A 15,409-nucleotide genomic window follows, 5' to 3' on the forward strand; every position below is an offset into this window, starting at 1 on the left:
CTATGACACTTACGCAGTTGGAATATGTCATTGCCGTTGACAATGAGAAGTCTTTTGCAAGGGCTGCAAAGTCCTGCCATGTGACCCAGCCTACACTCAGTATGCAGGTGAAAAAGCTGGAAGAAGATCTGGGTGTCTTACTTTTTGACCGCTCCAAAAAACCGATCCTGACCACAGATATTGGGCAGCGGATTGTCAATCAGGCCCGGACCATCATTCGGGAGTCCGGCCGTGTTCATGAGCTGATCCGCGATGAGCAGGAGCTGGTCAAGGGCGAATTACGGGTGGGGATTATCCCTACGTTGGGGCCCTATTTGTTGCCGATGTTCCTGCCACATTTTATGCAGGCTTATCCCGATGTACAACTCAATATTCAGGAGTTACTGTCTCATGAGATTATGAGCCGACTGAAAGCCGATCAGTTGGACGTAGGCCTTTTGGTGACGCCTATCCGTTCGGAAGGGTTTACTGAAATTCCGCTGTTTTATGAGACCTTCGTAGTCTACATGTCTACTTCTCACCCTTTGACCGACAAAGATATGATTGACTTCGAGGACCTCAATCTGGAGGACATGTGGTTGTTGCGGGAAGGGCATTGCTTCCGTTCACAGGCCGTCAATATCTGTAGTGATCAACAGGAGCAAAATACGCAGCGGGGCCTGCGGTTTGAGAGCGGCAGCCTGGAGACTCTCCGGCGGATTGTGGAGCGGCAGTATGGCTATACCCTGTTGCCGGAGCTGGCTACCCTGGAGCTGAGTGAAGAATTGTACAACAAACATGTCCGTACTTTCCGCAACCCACAGCCGGTCCGTGAGGTCAGTATTGTACTGCGCCGAAGCTTCATGAAGCGCCGCCTGGTGGATTTACTTCAGGAGGCTATCCTGGAGGCGGTCCCGGATATCCTCAAAAATAGTAAGCGTGGCAGGAAGGTGGAATGGGAGGGGTATTAGCGGATTGTTCCGGAAGGGGCTAAACGTAAACGTTCAGCAAGTCCAGGGCCTCCAAGCGTGACATACACCGCGCTATTTCAGACTAGTCGCGCTAGTGCGGAGTGGGTTAGTTTTCAAACCGCTTGATATCTACTTCTTGATCGAGCGGGTGCCCTTGGGTAAAGTAGGTGGCGAGGTGGCTGGCCCAGTAAGGCCCCAGGGAAGCGCCTTTTGTGCCTAGCCCATTGAAAATCGCGAGGGCGGGAAGTTGGGGGTGTTGCCCAAGAAACGGGCGGCGGTCCTTAACGGTAGGGCGGATAGCTGACCGGTGTTCGACTACCTCAAAGGGCAGGTTGAGCACATCCCGCAGGCGCTGTTCCAGAAAACTACGGCCTTTCGCCGTGGGTGCAGCATCTTCAAACTGCCAGTCGTAGGTAGAGCCTACCCAGTACAGGTCTCGCCCGGCCAGTGGGACGATAAAGATCCGGTGTTTTAGGATTTTCTCAAAGCCGGCGCCCGGTGCCCGGACAATGAGCACTTCACCCTTGGCTCCACCGAAGGGTAAATAACTGAAATAAGGATTTTGGCTGCCGCGATACCCCTCTGCGAATATCAGTTTTGGCGCAGTAACACGGCCCGCATAAGTCACTTGGTCCGGTTCGACGGCCAGCTGATCATAGTCAGCAGTACCTTCCAGGAGCGCCCCCTTCGCGTTCAGGTAGGCCCGATAGGACCGGGTCAGCAGCGCAAGATCGGTCTGCCCGGACTGTGTTACCTCTCCGTAGTTGTAAGCCAAAACGGTTTTGGTCGCGTAATGGTCCAGCACGGCTTGATTCAACATGTACGGCGTATACGCGGGGTCGCCACTGCGCGCCAGCCAGTCATTCTCTTCGCCCTGATTGAAAAGGGTACGGATGATATTGCGCTCGTGGAAAATGGAAATCTCCAGCTTTGCTTCCAATTGGCGGTAGGTCTCTAATGCGAATGGGATCAGTTCATCAACCCGCCAGGATTTGACGTAGCGCCGGCCCGTAATCGGATTGATGATGCCAGCAGCTACCTGAGAAGCAGCATGAGGGCTGTGCTGATCAATTACAACAACGGATTTACCCTGTTTTTCCAGAAAGTACGCAAGCAGCGTACCCGCGATACCTTGCCCGACAATAATGAAGTCTGCATATTTCATACCTATGCTAACAAAAAAGCGGTAGCGGGGTTGCATGAAAAAGAACCGTGCAGCAGCGGGTACAATGGAGTAAGCTTCCCTAAACTTTTGCCCCGGCCTTAGGTTCCTATCATGGACAAAAAATGAATTATGAGCACTGCCGTGCAATTACGCCACCTACTCGCCTTTCTACTTCTGATCCTCACCTTTGCGCTACAGGCGCAGGAAAAATATGTTCTGAGTGGATACGTAAAAGATGCTGCAACCGGAGAGACGCTCATCGGAGCCGGGGTGGCTGTTGTGGATACGGCAGGGCTGGGCACCGTGACCAACGCCTACGGCTTTTATTCGCTGGAGTTGCCAGCCGGGAAACATACCCTCCGGTATTCTTATGTGGGCTATGCCGGTGAGGAACAAACCTTGGTCCTGAACGCTCCCAAACGCCTCAACATATCCCTGGAGGAAGCCAGTGTCCAACTGCGGGAAGTGGTCGTCAAAGCCCGCCCCGATGACGCTAATGTCAAAAGTACAGAGATGGGCACCGTGGGGCTGCAGATGGCTAAGGTGAAAAAATTGCCGGCGCTCATGGGTGAGGTGGATGTCCTGAAAACTATTCAGCTCTTGCCGGGCGTGCTTTCGGCTGGAGAGGGGAATGCAGGGTTTTATGTGCGCGGTGGCGGCCCCGATCAAAATCTGGTTCTGCTCGATGAAGCCGTGGTGTACAACCCGGGCCACCTGCTGGGGTTTTTCTCGATTTTTAATGCGGATGCCATCAAAAATACGACCCTCATCAAAGGTGGTATGCCAGCGCAGTACGGCGGGCGCCTATCTTCGGTAGTGGATATACAGATGAAGGAAGGCAATGACCGCACCTACGCTATGGAAGGCGGCATCGGGCTCGTTGCCTCCCGGGTCACTTTCGAGGGGCCTATCGTGGAGGAGCGGAGCAGCTTCATCGTCTCTGCCCGCCGGACCTACGCTCTGGATCTGGCTCAGCCCTTCATCGACGGGACTTCCTTTGCGGGGACGAACTACTACTTTTATGACCTCAATGCCAAGGCCAACTACCGTTTTAGCGATGAAGACCGGCTCTATTTCAGTACCTACTTTGGGCGGGATGTGTTGCAGTTTCGGAGCAACGCCCGTGATTTCAACTTTGATATGCCCTACGGTAATGCTACGGCTACTTTGCGCTGGAACCATTTATTCAGTGACAAACTGTTTATGAATGTGTCGGGGGTGTACAATGACTATGACTTTGGCTTCCGGGGTGGGCAGGGCGATTTTCGCATCAGCCTGGATTCCGGGGTGCGCGACTGGAATGGCAAGGTGGATTTTGAGTTTTTCCCCAACCCGAATCACCATCTTCGGTTCGGGGCCAATTATACCTACCATCAACTGACGCCCAGCCTGGCTTCAGCCACCAATGGAGAAGAGGTTTTTGCCAATGAGGCGGAAATCCGCTACGCGCACGAAGCGGCCCTTTACCTGGGGGATGAAATCAAACTCGGGCCCGGTGTCCGCCTTAATGCCGGGCTTAGGGTCTCTGCTTTTACGCAACTGGGCCCCTATACTTCCAAGCTGGACAGTACCGTGTATGGGACGGGCGAACCCGTTAAGACTTACATCGGATGGGAGCCCCGGCTGGCAGCTACGGTCTACCTCAATGCGGTCTCTTCCCTGAAAGCCGGGTTTACGGTTGCCAATCAGTATTTGCACCTGGTCAGTAATTCGACCAGTACGTTGCCGACCGATATCTGGATGCCCAGCTCGGAGATTATCAAGCCGCAGGTGGGGCTACAGTATGCACTGGGCTACTTCCGCAACTTCAAGGACAACGTATACGAAGCGTCCGTGGAGGTCTACTACCGTGATCTGTACAACCAAATTGACTTCCGGGAAAACTACGTGGATAATGTGGCGAATGACCTGGAGGAAGAGTTTGTCTTTGGCAAAGGGCGGGCGTATGGGCTGGAGCTATTCCTGCAGAAGCAAAAAGGGCGGTTCACCGGCTGGATCGGCTATACGCTCTCCCGTACCGAACGCATCTTTCCGGAAATCAATGACGGCAACCCTTATCCTGCCATCTACGACCGGCGGCATGACCTCTCGGTTGTCGCCAATTACAGCCTCAACAAGAAGTGGGAGTTCGGGGGCGCCTTTATTTTTGGTACGGGCAACGCCTACACGCCGGTGCAGCGCCTGTATTTTATCGATCAGTTTCCGGTGCAGGAGTATGGCCCGCGTAACAGCGCCCGCTTGCAGGACTACCACCGCCTGGATTTGTCGGCTACCTACACGCCCAAACCGGATTCTAAAGCGCGCTTCCGGTCCAGCTGGAATTTCTCGGTGTACAATGCCTACAGCCGTCAAAACCCGTTTTTTATCTACTATGACTTCGAGTCTGACCCCAATGCCGGTACGGCTTCCGCCGGGGCCTACCGGGTGTCTTTGTTCCCGGTTATCCCTTCAGTGACCTGGAATTTCTCCTGGAAATAAAAGGCAATTGGGCTGAAGTGGTCAAGAAGCCGCTCAGTCCGGCTGGATAAAGATTTTTGCAAAGCTGCCGGTTTGGGGCCGGGCTGCCCCGGGCTGGTCTGCTTGTTTTTTATATTTTTGTGGCAACCCCTGAAAGTCTTTCAATCACAAGCACATGTCTAATATCGCCATTTTTCCAGGTTCTTTTGATCCCATCACTACCGGGCACGTCGATTTAGTGAAGCGGGCGCTGCCACTGTTTGATAAAATCATCGTGGCGATCGGGGTCAACAGCCAAAAAAAATACCTGTTTTCACTGGAGGAGCGCCTGGAATGGCTACGGCAGGTTTTTGCCGACGAACCCAAGGTGGAAGTCGGTCAGTTCTCGGGGCTCACCGCTCATTATGCCGGGCAGATCGGCGCCCGCTATCTGTTGCGGGGGCTGCGCAATGCCTCTGATTTTGACTACGAGAAGACCATTTCCCAGCTCAATAACATCGTCGGGGAGGGGATAGAAACGATCTTTCTAATCAGTCAGCCGGCCTACTCCCATATCAGTTCTACCATCGTTCGGGAGATCATTATCGGCGGGGGAGATGCAACCCCGTTTGTGCCTGAGGCACTGCGGGAAGGCTTCAAATCCAGGTAAACAGGTGCTCAATCCTGTCCATCAACGTGTACCACCTGCTCTTCTTCCAGCAGGGGCATAAGCTTGTACCGCAGGTAGAGCTGCGTAGTTGCCAAAACATCTTTTTCGCAGTAAAAAGAAATCCGCTTAAGGTCTTTGTCTTCCCAATAGACCCGGCCGACCTGAGAGCCGTCGATATCATCTTTAGGAGAGGGGAAGCCCAGAACAGCCGCTAATAATTTCAATGAGGTGAAATTCTTCCGGTCGCCGAAGGACCACATGTCCATGGTGTCGATGACGTGCTTGGTCTCCCAGGGTTTCTTGCCTGACAAGTCAAAGGGGGCAGGCAGTGGCAGCCGGTTGATGATGAGGCGGCGGCAGATGTAGGGGATATCAAATTCTTTGGCGTTGTGGCCGCAGAATCCGAATTTATTGGAATCGTTGTAGTACTTGAAAATCATTTGGGAAAACCCCTGCAGGAGTTCTGCTTCATTTTCGCTGGCAAAAGATTTCAACCGGATTTTAAGCTGTTTTTCCGCTTTGTCCCGGTGCACAACGCCCACCGAGATACAAACAATCTTGCCAAACTCCGCGAAGATGCCCGCTTTTTCGGTGTAGGCTTCGGCCACCTCCTCCTCGGTGAGGGGCTCCGTCTGTCCACGGGCAAGCTGATTGGCTTTGATGGTCCACAGAGCCTGGAGGTCTTCGTTGAGGCTTTCATAATCCGGTTTGCCGGAGACCGTTTCGATATCGAGAAAGAGAATATTGGCAATATCAGGCATGGGGTGCGGTTTTATGCAAATTTATAAATATTTGGCGCTATGAACGACAGTAAGGCGCATTTCATAGCCGGTGAACCTCCGGAAAAGACCTGACTGGGCAGACAAGGTGGATATCCGTTTGGCGATTTGTAATAAAATTTCGAATTTAACGACCTGTTCTGAATTTAGTGTTTACGTTCAGCAACAAATTGTCTACAAAATTATGAAGTAGGGAAGGCACCGCCCAAGAGTGGGTACCTGACCTTTTAAAACCAAAACTTATGCTTCGTTCAAAAATTGGGGGCATTGGTTCCTACGTGCCCGATAAAGTGGTGACGAATAATGACCTGACTAAAGTCATGGATACCAGTGACGAGTGGATTCAGGAACGCACTGGAATTAAGGAGCGGCGATACGGCACCAAGCACGAGGAAACCACTACCACTATGGCCGCCCGGGCCGCAGCAATCGCTATCGAGCGTGCGGGCATCACCAAAGAAGAGGTGGATTTCATTATTTTTGCCACCCTTAGCCCCGATTATTATTTCCCCGGTTGCGGTGTGCTTCTGCAGCGCGAACTAGGCATCACCAATACCGAAATAGGCGCTCTTGATATCCGGAATCAATGCAGTGGTTTTGTGTACGGCCTTTCCGTAGCCGATCAGTTTGTGCGCACGGGTATGTACAAAAACATTTTGCTGGTGGGTGCAGAGATGCACTCTATGGGGCTGGATTTTACCACTGAAGGCCCGTAATGTCACCGTTATTTTCGGTGATGGTGCCGGGGCGGTTGTACTGCAGCCGGCCGATAAGGAAGGGCAGGGCGTATTGGAAACCTGCATGCACTCCGACGGCACTTACGCGGAGAAACTGGCTTTTATCAATCCGGGATCGCACGGGGGCTACCACCAAAAATATACCGGAGAAGAAGTCGACTATGGGTATTCCGATGCGGAATTCGGGGAGATTTTCCTGAATCAGCACATGCTGGACAACGATCAGATTTACCCCAATATGGAAGGGCAGTTTGTTTTCAAAATGGCCGTACAGAAGTTCCCGCAGGTGATCATAGAAGCGTTGGATAAAGCGGGCCTGAAAAAAGAAGATATCAATATGCTGATACCGCATCAGGCTAATTTGCGGATCAGCCAGTTTGTGCAAAAGCGCCTGGGCCTTAAAGACGAGCAGGTCTGGAATAATATTCAAAAATATGGCAATACTACAGCCGGGTCTGTGCCGATTGCCCTTTGCGAAGCCTGGGAATCAGGCGCAGTGAAGAACGGTGATTTGGTTTGCCTGGCTGCATTTGGCAGTGGATTCACCTGGGCTTCGGCCCTTATCCGCTGGTAAAAGAGTGCAGAGTTATGGGTCTGAAAGGTGCTAAAACGCCCTTAGCGACTGATTTTCAGCTTGAAACTCTGGGGTATGCCTTTCAATTTTTGTAAGTTCGCATACCCTCTTTATCTAAGGAAGTTGTATTAACTTTTTCATAGCACATTAATTTCTGATCCCCGTTGTTCACAGCGGGGATTTTTTTGTGGTGCCTTTTGTACTCCTGGCCCGGAAGGGTTTGGAGGTGGTCGGTGGCGTAAAGGTTGCTCCAGGCACTCTGAAGGAGGGTTGATTTTCTGCATGTAGTGAGCAGGCAAACAATACCAACCGGCTAAAAGTAGTTTTAAACCAGTTCTTTACCACTAAACTGACAAACTAAACACATGAAGGAAAAGGTGTTGATACTCGTCGCTGGCCTTTTTGCAGCCAACCTGTCACTCTTGTCTGCGCAAGAACCGGTGGCGACAGAGTCAGAATACGACAAAGCCTATGAGCGGCGCATTCAGCAGGAGTACCTGTATGGCGTTTATATCCCAAAGGACCTCAGCGATGCCATCGTTCAGCTCAATAAGCTGACCGAGCGGGAATCGCTACAGAAATTCCGCCTGGCAGACGAGGAGGAAGCAGTGCGCAAGCTCCACTTTAGCCTTGGGCGGTGGATCATCCATAATTGGGGGTTCTACGGTGGCTCCCGCTTATCTCTCGCCCTAAAGGGTATGGGGTTGCACCATCCGGACGATATGGCGCGGCTGATCATCCGCTCTCTGCACCGCAGCCTCAACAAGAAGCCGATCGAGGTCAAAGCGCAGATCGAAGCCTTTCAGTCAGTCCGGGAAGCCGAACGCCAGAAACGCCTGGAGTCCGCTGAAGTCATTTACCTTAAGAAGCAGGGGGTGAATGCAGACTCGGTGGAAGCCGGCAAACAGCGGAAATGACCATTGGGTAGCCTTTTTGCTAAAGCCGCGGGCTAGCTTCCGATGAATAGGGAAGGGTTATACAAAAGACCGGATGTGCGTTGCTGCTTCATCCGCACATTCCCACTGCACGAAATGACCGCAGCCTGGCAGGAAATGAAGCCGGGCGTCAGGCAGTTGTGCTGTGCCTTCACGGGCTACCTGCTCCGTGGTAAGGCCGGGGTTGATCATGCTGTTGGGTATGAGGGCATCGTTATTGCCATATAGCACAAGAGTGGGGAGGAGGAGGTCCGGCAGCCGATCGAAAACCGGATAGTCAAGCATCCCCAAGACACATTTGGGGATCATCTTGCAATAGTGAGCGTAGGCAGCCGTATTGGCCCGCAGCGCCATTCTGTCCGCAATCATAAACTGTGCATCTGCAGGGAATTGGTAAAAGTTGGCGTGGAAGTTCCGTTCAATTTGGTGGACGGGGGTGGCACGGATCAGGGCAGGTTTGTAAAAAGCACGGAGCCACTCCCGCGCTGCAGCATTGAAGCGCTCAAACCCCGCCGGAGCTAGCAAGACCAGCTTCGAGAACCGGCTCTGCTCCTGGAGGGCTGCGAATATACTGGCCTGCCCGCCCATAGAGTGGCCGAGCAGTGTGGGCCGATTCAAGCCAGTGGCCTGTATAAACTGCAGGACTGTTTTGGCAAAAAAAGGAATATCAAAAGCGTGATCGCCTTTATCTGATAACCCATAACCGGGCAGGTCGAGCGCGACGCAACGGTAGTGGGGCAACAGTAAGGGCGTTATCTTACCCCAGGCTTTGAGGTTGCTGCCTAAACCATGCACCATAAGCAGGACAGGGCCCTGCCCACGGTCCGTGAAGTGTACCTTGGTGCCATTGGGCAATTCTACAAAGCGGTGCCATTTGGAAGCTTGCGCTGAAGCCATATGCTGTTAAGTTGCCGGTTGATCAGGGGAGGGCGAAGCTACGCTTTGTGGCGGACTTTTGGGAGGTACTGCTTCTGCTTTTCCACTTTGATTGCGGAGCAACAGGTAGACTACCCCACCAACCAGGAGCGAAGCCAGTATCGCAAAAGTCACCGCTACCGCCGGATTGCGGACCTCCGCCTGCATATACCAGCCAATCCGCCCGTAGTAGATCCCAAAGTGCACCAACACGGCAGTCAGGCTGGCGGCAACAGGAGCCATACGCGGGACTTCCTTCAGGAAAATACCCATAAGCACCGGTACGAATGCGGCGGAAAAGTAGGCATAAACGCCGTTCTGTGCGAAAATACCCACGCTGAGGCTGGGGTTGATCAGCTGCTGATAAGAAAGGGCAATGGAGACCATCGCCAGCAGGATGATCACCACCTTGTTGATTGCAATAAGGCGGTGTGCCCTGGCTTCCCCATCCCCTAAAGTGCGGCCCAGTACCGGATCAATAATATCAGATGTAATGGTAGAAGAGAGCGATTGGATGAGCCCTTCGAGTGTAGACAAGCCTGCAGAAATCAGGCCCAAGATGACTACCAGCCCGGCGATGACCGGAAATTCCGTGACCACATAAGTTGGTATAATACCATCCATGGTGATGGGCTCCCCGTCGGCAGTGAGGTCCGGGAAGCGCAGGCGGGCGTAGAGGCCGGTAAGAACCACTGAGAAAAACAGGGTTTCTACCAAGATGCCGGTGATCAGGTAGCGGTTGACGTCCTGATCGTCTTTCAGGAGCAGCGACTTGGTGATGATATGCGGCTGGCACACGATGGCGATCCCTACGATTAACGAACAGAAAACGATCTCAAAATAGTCCCGGAACAGAAAGCTCTCCGGGTTTACCGGAGCGGCCAGCAGGGGGTCTACTGCGGCAAGCTTGTCCAGGAAGCCTTTCACTCCTTCGCTAAAGTGCTCATAACCTGAGCTCAGCAGGACCACCGCAACGATGGTCATCAGTACGGCTTGTATGGTATTGGTGTACACCATGGAGTTGGCCCCGCCAAACATCATATAGCCAAAAACAAAAACCACCAGCCCGATAAGCACATAAAGCTCATCCGCATTCAGCGCCTTAGCCAGTACTTTGGTCAGCCCCACGCAAATCAGCACTATGAAGGTGATGAGCAGCAGGGACAAAAAGCCAAAGAACAGGGCGTATTTTTGGCTACCATACCGCTTGCCAATCCACTGCGCCATGGTCAGCGCCTTGACGGTAGCGCCATGTTTCCGGAAGCTCTTGGTCAGTACCACCAGCGACAGGTAAATGCCCAACGGCATGACCAGGCCAAAAGCAATCAGCCCACTGACCCCGTAAAGTGCGATAAAGCCCGGGTTGATGATAAAGGTCGCTGCACTAGTCATGGAGGCGGCTAAAGAAAGCCCCACTACAATTGGGGAAAACTGAATGGAGCCTACGGCGTAGTCTGCCATGGAAGTCGTGCGCAATGCACCCCTTATAACAAAGAATAGAATAGCTGCGCCGTAAAGGGCGAGCAGACCGATAGTGGCCCATACTAGTTCCTGTGAAGCCATTTCTGTTTACTGATTTTCTTTGATGAAAATAGCAGAAAACCAATCAAAAGCAGGCAAGCGTAGTGTTTAATAGTCAAAAATAGGGGGTTGACTTCTACCGGTTATTGGGGCAGGTTGTACGGGCAAGTGAAGTTTGAGCGGGCAGAGCCTACTCTACGCCAGTTTTTTGGGCCGCAGTTTATACTTTAATCAGGGGTTGACCCAAATAAAGCGGGACCAGAAAAGGAGGGGTAATCTGTTTTAATTGAATGTAGTTATCTATATATTTGTATTTAAATATATATACTAAACAATCTTAGATATCATGACAACAGACAAAAAGAATATTGCACTGGTAACCGGCGCCACGGGCGGACTGGGTACTGATATGGTCAAGCAATTGATGGATAATGGTTACATCGTAGCGGCCAATTACCGTAGCCCGAATAAAGCGGAGGCCTGGAAAGCAGAAATGGCAGGAGCGGGTTACCACCCACACCTATTCCAGGCGGATGTATCGGACTATGCGCAGGTGGGCAACATGGTAGAGCAGATTGAAGCGCAGCTGGGTACTGTCGATATTCTGGTCAATAATGCAGGCATCACTCGGGACGGAGCTTTCAAAAAGATGAGCCCGGAAAACTGGGATGCCGTAATGAAAGCAAACCTCTACAGCGTTTTCAACTGCTGCCGACACGTCATCAATCCGATGATTGAGCAGAACTACGGCCGGATCATCAACATTTCTTCTGTCAACGGGCAGCGAGCGCAATTTGGGCAGTGCAATTATGCTGCAGCCAAGGCCGGCATGCACGGCTTCACCAAAACGCTGGCTATTGAGGTGGCACGCAAAGGCGTGACGGTCAATACGATTTCGCCGGGTTACATCGCTACGGATATGGTTATGGCTGTTGATGAAACCGTTCGGGAAAAGATTGTCAAAGGTATTCCGATTGGCCGTTTGGGCGGTACTTACGAAATCGCGCACCTGGTTTCCTTCCTGGCTTCTAAAGAGGCAGCTTTTATCACGGGAGCTAATTATGCGATTAATGGGGGACAGCACGTTTACTAGGCCGGGTATGGAAAGGGGGCTAAAGGTTGAGCGCCTTTGCGATGGCTTCCTGGCAGCTCCAATACGCTCTTATACCCTGGCAGAGCAATAGCATCCGTTCACCGGCCACCGGTTGTTTCTCCGGCAGGCTAAGCAAATTTTTTGCACCGGACGAGCACCATGAACCCTTTTTCACTTTCGCGTAATTGCAACTGAGCTTGTATACGCTCGGCGCGCATACGGATATTAGACAAGCCCTGTCCGGTTTTAGTAGAGGTAATGCGCTCTTTTAGCAGGGTAGGAGTGGCGCCCTGACGGTCAGCTTTGTCACCGTTGCCCGGAGCGTTGCGCTGCTGACGGATTTCCCTGCCGTTGTCTTCTATATGGAGTATGAAGTCAGACCCCTCGTTGTAAAGGCGGATCTGAACTTCCGTAGCCCAGGAATGCTTGCCAATATTATTGATGGCTTCCTTGAAAATAAAGTAGAGGTTTTGCCGCAGGTCGACTTTGAGTTTGCTATTGGGGTCGAGCTTGCCCACATGGAAACGATAGTCGATATGCTGAGGGGCGAGAATCTCAGTGGCATGCTCTTTCATACGGGTCAAAAGGTCATCAAAACGGTCTCTTCGCGAATCAATAGACCAGATGACATCACTCATTTTGGACATGGCCGTCCGGCTGACCTCGCCAATCCATTTCAGGTCTTTTTTGTTTTCCCCATCCTGGGTTTTAAATTGCAGAATGTCTGTACGCATAGCGATGCTGGCCAGCAAACCGCTCACTTCATCGTGGAGGTCACTGGACAGTTTGGTGCGCATTCGCTCCATTTCCAGCCGGCGGTTGAGCCGGTACTGGAACAAAAAATAGAGCCCGATGATCGTCAGCAGGGTCGCGGAAAGGATGAAAGCATACGTTTTGTACCAGGGCGGTTTGACGTGTAGCGAAATCATCAATGCCTCTTTGCTCCAGTTGCCATTCGCATCGGCCCCTTTGACGTGGAGGCGGTAATCACCTGCCGGGAGGTTGTAAAAGTTGCTGGTATTGTCCCTACCCTGGTAGATATACCCTTTATCAATACCTTCCAGCCAGGTCTTAAACTGATTGCGCCGGGGCGTAGTGAAGTTGGACAGCGTGTACTGGAAAGTAAACTGAGTGTCGTCGGGCCCCAGAACAAAAGTCTGGTCTGTATCCAGGTTGCTGATATCAGTGATGACACTATCCAGGTCATCATTGTAGCGTGAGAAGAAGGTGAGGATAGGGGCCGGTGTGGCAACTTCCCGCAGCAGGTCTTCTGTTCGGAAGATATTCATGCCATTAACGCCTCCGAGGTAGATATTGCCTATGCGGTCAGCGTAGAAAGAATGCCGGTTGAATTCATTGTGGCTCAGGCCATCTTCCCGGTAGAAGTTGCGGAAGGTTTTCTGTTTGGGGTCGAAGTAAGACAAGCCGTTGTAGGTAGGGATCCAGTATTTGCCATCAGGTGCAGGTACAAATCCGCATACGATATTACTGGCCAGGGCGTCCTGCTGATTGTAATGCTGCCATTCCCCCGATTTAGGGTCAAAGATGTTAAACCCATTGGTGGTGCCCAGCCAAAGGCGATTTTGTTCGTCTTCGTATATAGAATAAATGATATTGCTCGCCATTCCGGGGTGGTTGGCGGTTTGGTACGAGCGGGTTTGGCGGGTATTGGGGTCAATAGCATACAAGCCATTTTCGGTGCCTGCCCACAGGGTGCCGTCGCGCGCTTCCAGAATGTAGCGTGGGCTGGCCGTGCTAAGGGGGTTGTTGCCTTCCCAGTCGTAGTACTCCGTAAACTGTTCTGTTTCGGGGTCAAAAGAAACGAGCAGCCCGCTGGGGCTGTCTGGCTCAGCCACGAGCCATATCAGCCCGTTGCTCGCGATGTCGAATGCCGTAAATTTATAACTAAAGAGATAAGTCCGTACCATACAGGTGGCGCGGTCATACCTTAAGAGCCGGCCGTTGCGGCCGTTGATGCAGGAGAGCCCCCATAAATAGCCGTCTGTGCTGATCTGGATATTTCGGCCGCAGGACAAGGTCACCGGTTCTCCGGTCTGCTCATCAATCATTTGGAGGGTGTCGAGCTCGAAAGTCTGAGGGTTGAACCGGTACCAGGCATCAACTTCACGGGCGAAGTACACCTCATCGGTACCATTGCCGGTAATGCCCCGCATGACCGCCCCTCTTTGGTCGAACCCAACCTGGTCTGCGAGTAACTTCTGAATTTTGAATTGTTGGTTCTGGACGATTTTTACGCCCGTATCAATGCCAAGAACGAGGTTTTCGAAGTAGTCGTGGCTACAGGCACTGACGATGTACCGGCTGCAGTTGAGCAGGTGGTCAAATGGGTATTGCTTTCCATCAGGGCGGATGCAGGTCATGCCCTCTATCGGGAAGCCAGTGCTGATATTGTTTGAGCTCGCCAGAAGCAGGTTGCCCTTTTGGTCTTCCCAGAGCCGGGTGTACCGCTTCCACCGTGGCATTTGTTCGGAAAACTCCAGTTGCCGTTCAGTGGGCAGGTAATGGTAAAGACCGCGCTGCCCTTGCAAGGCATACCATACTTTACCGCTAAGATCTTGATGAAAAATGTTAGTGAGGCCGGGGTAAGTGCCCTCCTCCCCGTCGCTTTCCACTTCTTCGGGCTGAATGTGCCGGAGCAAATCTCCGTTGGTGCCAAAATGCCTCAGCCCGTTTTCGCTGTCATTGAGCAGAAAGGTGCCATCGCGTAGAGGGAGCAAGGCAAGGTGGGTAATGCGTTCTTCCTTTTCTACCGGTACACGGAACACCTCTTCAAACTGCTGCCCGCCCTGATAGGCATACACCTGAAAGTGCGTGCTGCTGATCGCTATGGCGTAGATTTGCCCTGCTTCATCTAACACAATACCCCGGGGGGTGCCATGAATGCCGTTATCAGGCAGTAAACGCACTGTTATCCTTTCGTAGGTTGTCGGGTCAAGAAGGTCAAAAAAGCCGTAGCTGCTGTTGAAGGTAATAACGAGACGACCCTGACGGTCGAGGGCTAAATTTCGGATATTGGCATCTGAAATTTTGTAGGGGCTGGAAGGGGTATTGCTAAAGACCACAAAGTCATAGCCATCAAAACGGTTCAGACCGTTGCTGGTGCCGATCCATAGCAGCCCATTTGGTGATTGCACAATGTCTGATATCATCCGGTCGGACAGCCCGTCATTTATGGAGTAGTACTCTTCCGGCAGCGCAGACTGGGCAATAAGCCCGCTGCCTTCGAAGAGCAAGACGCCCCACAAAAAGATTGTGCATAATAGTTTAAACCTGTGTACAAAAAGCATTAAGCAAGTCGTAGTTTATCGATGTACTACTTAAAGTTGATTATGCGGGAATAGTTGATCATTAGGAAAAGAAATGTTTTACCTTTAGTTAGCCATTCCGCATAGTGGCTGTAGTCTACCAAGTCAGAATTCATAAATCTTAGAGCGTGTTGGGACTTTAGTAATCGGTCTGTAAACTGCACTTTTTCGCTTATACTTCGCCCCGAAAATCCTTCCCGCAAACTGCGGGACAGGCTATTTAGCTTAGGCTAAACTCCGGTTTTCGGGTCTCGTCTAACCAAAAAATTGCTAGTTTTCGACTAGAAGACCAAAGTCCCAACACGCTC

General features: G+C 52.0%; 12 protein-coding genes. 7 read left to right on the forward strand and 5 right to left on the reverse strand.

The annotated features are described in order from the left end of the window. Window positions 1-2 precede the first annotated feature (2 nt). Window positions 3-950 carry a hydrogen peroxide-inducible genes activator gene (locus RIC19_RS12530; RefSeq protein ID WP_350178667.1) on the forward strand — a complete coding sequence of 316 codons (948 nt, stop codon included), beginning with the start codon at window positions 3-5 and terminating at the stop codon, window positions 948-950. Window positions 951-1,056: 106 nt separating this feature from the next. Here RIC19_RS12530 and RIC19_RS12535 read toward each other — a convergent pair whose 3' ends face one another. Further along, window positions 1,057-2,115 carry an NAD(P)/FAD-dependent oxidoreductase gene (locus tag RIC19_RS12535; protein WP_350178668.1) on the reverse strand — a complete coding sequence of 353 codons (1,059 nt, stop codon included), beginning with the start codon at window positions 2,113-2,115 and terminating at the stop codon, window positions 1,057-1,059. 129 nt (window positions 2,116-2,244) lie between these two features. Between RIC19_RS12535 and RIC19_RS12540 the strand changes: the two genes are divergently transcribed. Both RIC19_RS12540 and coaD read left to right on the forward strand, forming a co-directional pair. Beyond that, on the forward strand, window positions 2,245-4,593 hold the full coding sequence (locus RIC19_RS12540; protein ID WP_350178669.1) for a TonB-dependent receptor: 2,349 nt from the start codon (window positions 2,245-2,247) through the stop codon (window positions 4,591-4,593). Between the two features lie 154 nt (window positions 4,594-4,747). After that, window positions 4,748-5,221 carry a pantetheine-phosphate adenylyltransferase gene (gene coaD, locus RIC19_RS12545; RefSeq protein WP_350178670.1) on the forward strand — a complete coding sequence of 158 codons (474 nt, stop codon included), beginning with the start codon at window positions 4,748-4,750 and terminating at the stop codon, window positions 5,219-5,221. A gap of 8 nt (window positions 5,222-5,229) precedes the next feature. On the opposite strand, the gene RIC19_RS12550 is transcribed toward coaD, so the two are convergent. After that, window positions 5,230-5,982, reverse strand: a complete 753-nt coding sequence (locus RIC19_RS12550) for a 3'-5' exonuclease (protein ID WP_350178671.1) — start codon at window positions 5,980-5,982, stop codon at window positions 5,230-5,232. Window positions 5,983-6,242: 260 nt separating this feature from the next. Here RIC19_RS12550 and RIC19_RS25765 point away from each other — a divergent pair, with 260 nt between their 5' ends. The 3 genes from RIC19_RS25765 (at window position 6,243) to RIC19_RS12560 (ending at window position 8,228) form a co-directional block, all read left to right on the forward strand. Beyond that, complete coding sequence (locus RIC19_RS25765; RefSeq protein WP_502930836.1) at window positions 6,243-6,716, forward strand: 3-oxoacyl-ACP synthase III family protein; 474 nt, start codon at window positions 6,243-6,245, stop codon at window positions 6,714-6,716. Further along, entirely contained in the window at window positions 6,667-7,311 is a 645-nt protein-coding gene (locus RIC19_RS25770; protein ID WP_502930837.1) for a 3-oxoacyl-ACP synthase III family protein, read from the forward strand. Before RIC19_RS25765 ends, RIC19_RS25770 begins: the two co-directional genes overlap by 50 nt. A gap of 365 nt (window positions 7,312-7,676) precedes the next feature. Then, complete coding sequence (locus tag RIC19_RS12560; protein ID WP_350178672.1) at window positions 7,677-8,228, forward strand: DUF6794 domain-containing protein; 552 nt, start codon at window positions 7,677-7,679, stop codon at window positions 8,226-8,228. A gap of 57 nt (window positions 8,229-8,285) precedes the next feature. Here the strand turns inward: RIC19_RS12560 and RIC19_RS12565 are convergent, their stop codons facing one another. Next, on the reverse strand, window positions 8,286-9,143 hold the full coding sequence (locus RIC19_RS12565; RefSeq protein ID WP_350178673.1) for an alpha/beta fold hydrolase: 858 nt from the start codon (window positions 9,141-9,143) through the stop codon (window positions 8,286-8,288). A gap of 6 nt (window positions 9,144-9,149) precedes the next feature. Then, window positions 9,150-10,724 carry a sodium/pantothenate symporter gene (locus RIC19_RS12570; protein ID WP_350178674.1) on the reverse strand — a complete coding sequence of 525 codons (1,575 nt, stop codon included), beginning with the start codon at window positions 10,722-10,724 and terminating at the stop codon, window positions 9,150-9,152. A gap of 304 nt (window positions 10,725-11,028) precedes the next feature. Here RIC19_RS12570 and phbB point away from each other — a divergent pair, with 304 nt between their 5' ends. Next, the gene (gene phbB, locus RIC19_RS12575) at window positions 11,029-11,775 is read left to right on the forward strand and encodes an acetoacetyl-CoA reductase (RefSeq protein WP_350178675.1); all 747 of its coding nucleotides are present in this window, start codon (window positions 11,029-11,031) and stop codon (window positions 11,773-11,775) included. 128 nt (window positions 11,776-11,903) lie between these two features. On the opposite strand, the gene RIC19_RS12580 is transcribed toward phbB, so the two are convergent. Beyond that, window positions 11,904-15,029 carry a ligand-binding sensor domain-containing protein gene (locus tag RIC19_RS12580; protein WP_350178676.1) on the reverse strand — a complete coding sequence of 1,042 codons (3,126 nt, stop codon included), beginning with the start codon at window positions 15,027-15,029 and terminating at the stop codon, window positions 11,904-11,906. Window positions 15,030-15,409: the final 380 nt, after the last annotated feature.

It is taken from the genome of Phaeodactylibacter sp., from assembly GCF_040219495.1.
Taxonomy (GTDB): domain Bacteria; phylum Bacteroidota; class Bacteroidia; order Chitinophagales; family Saprospiraceae; genus Phaeodactylibacter.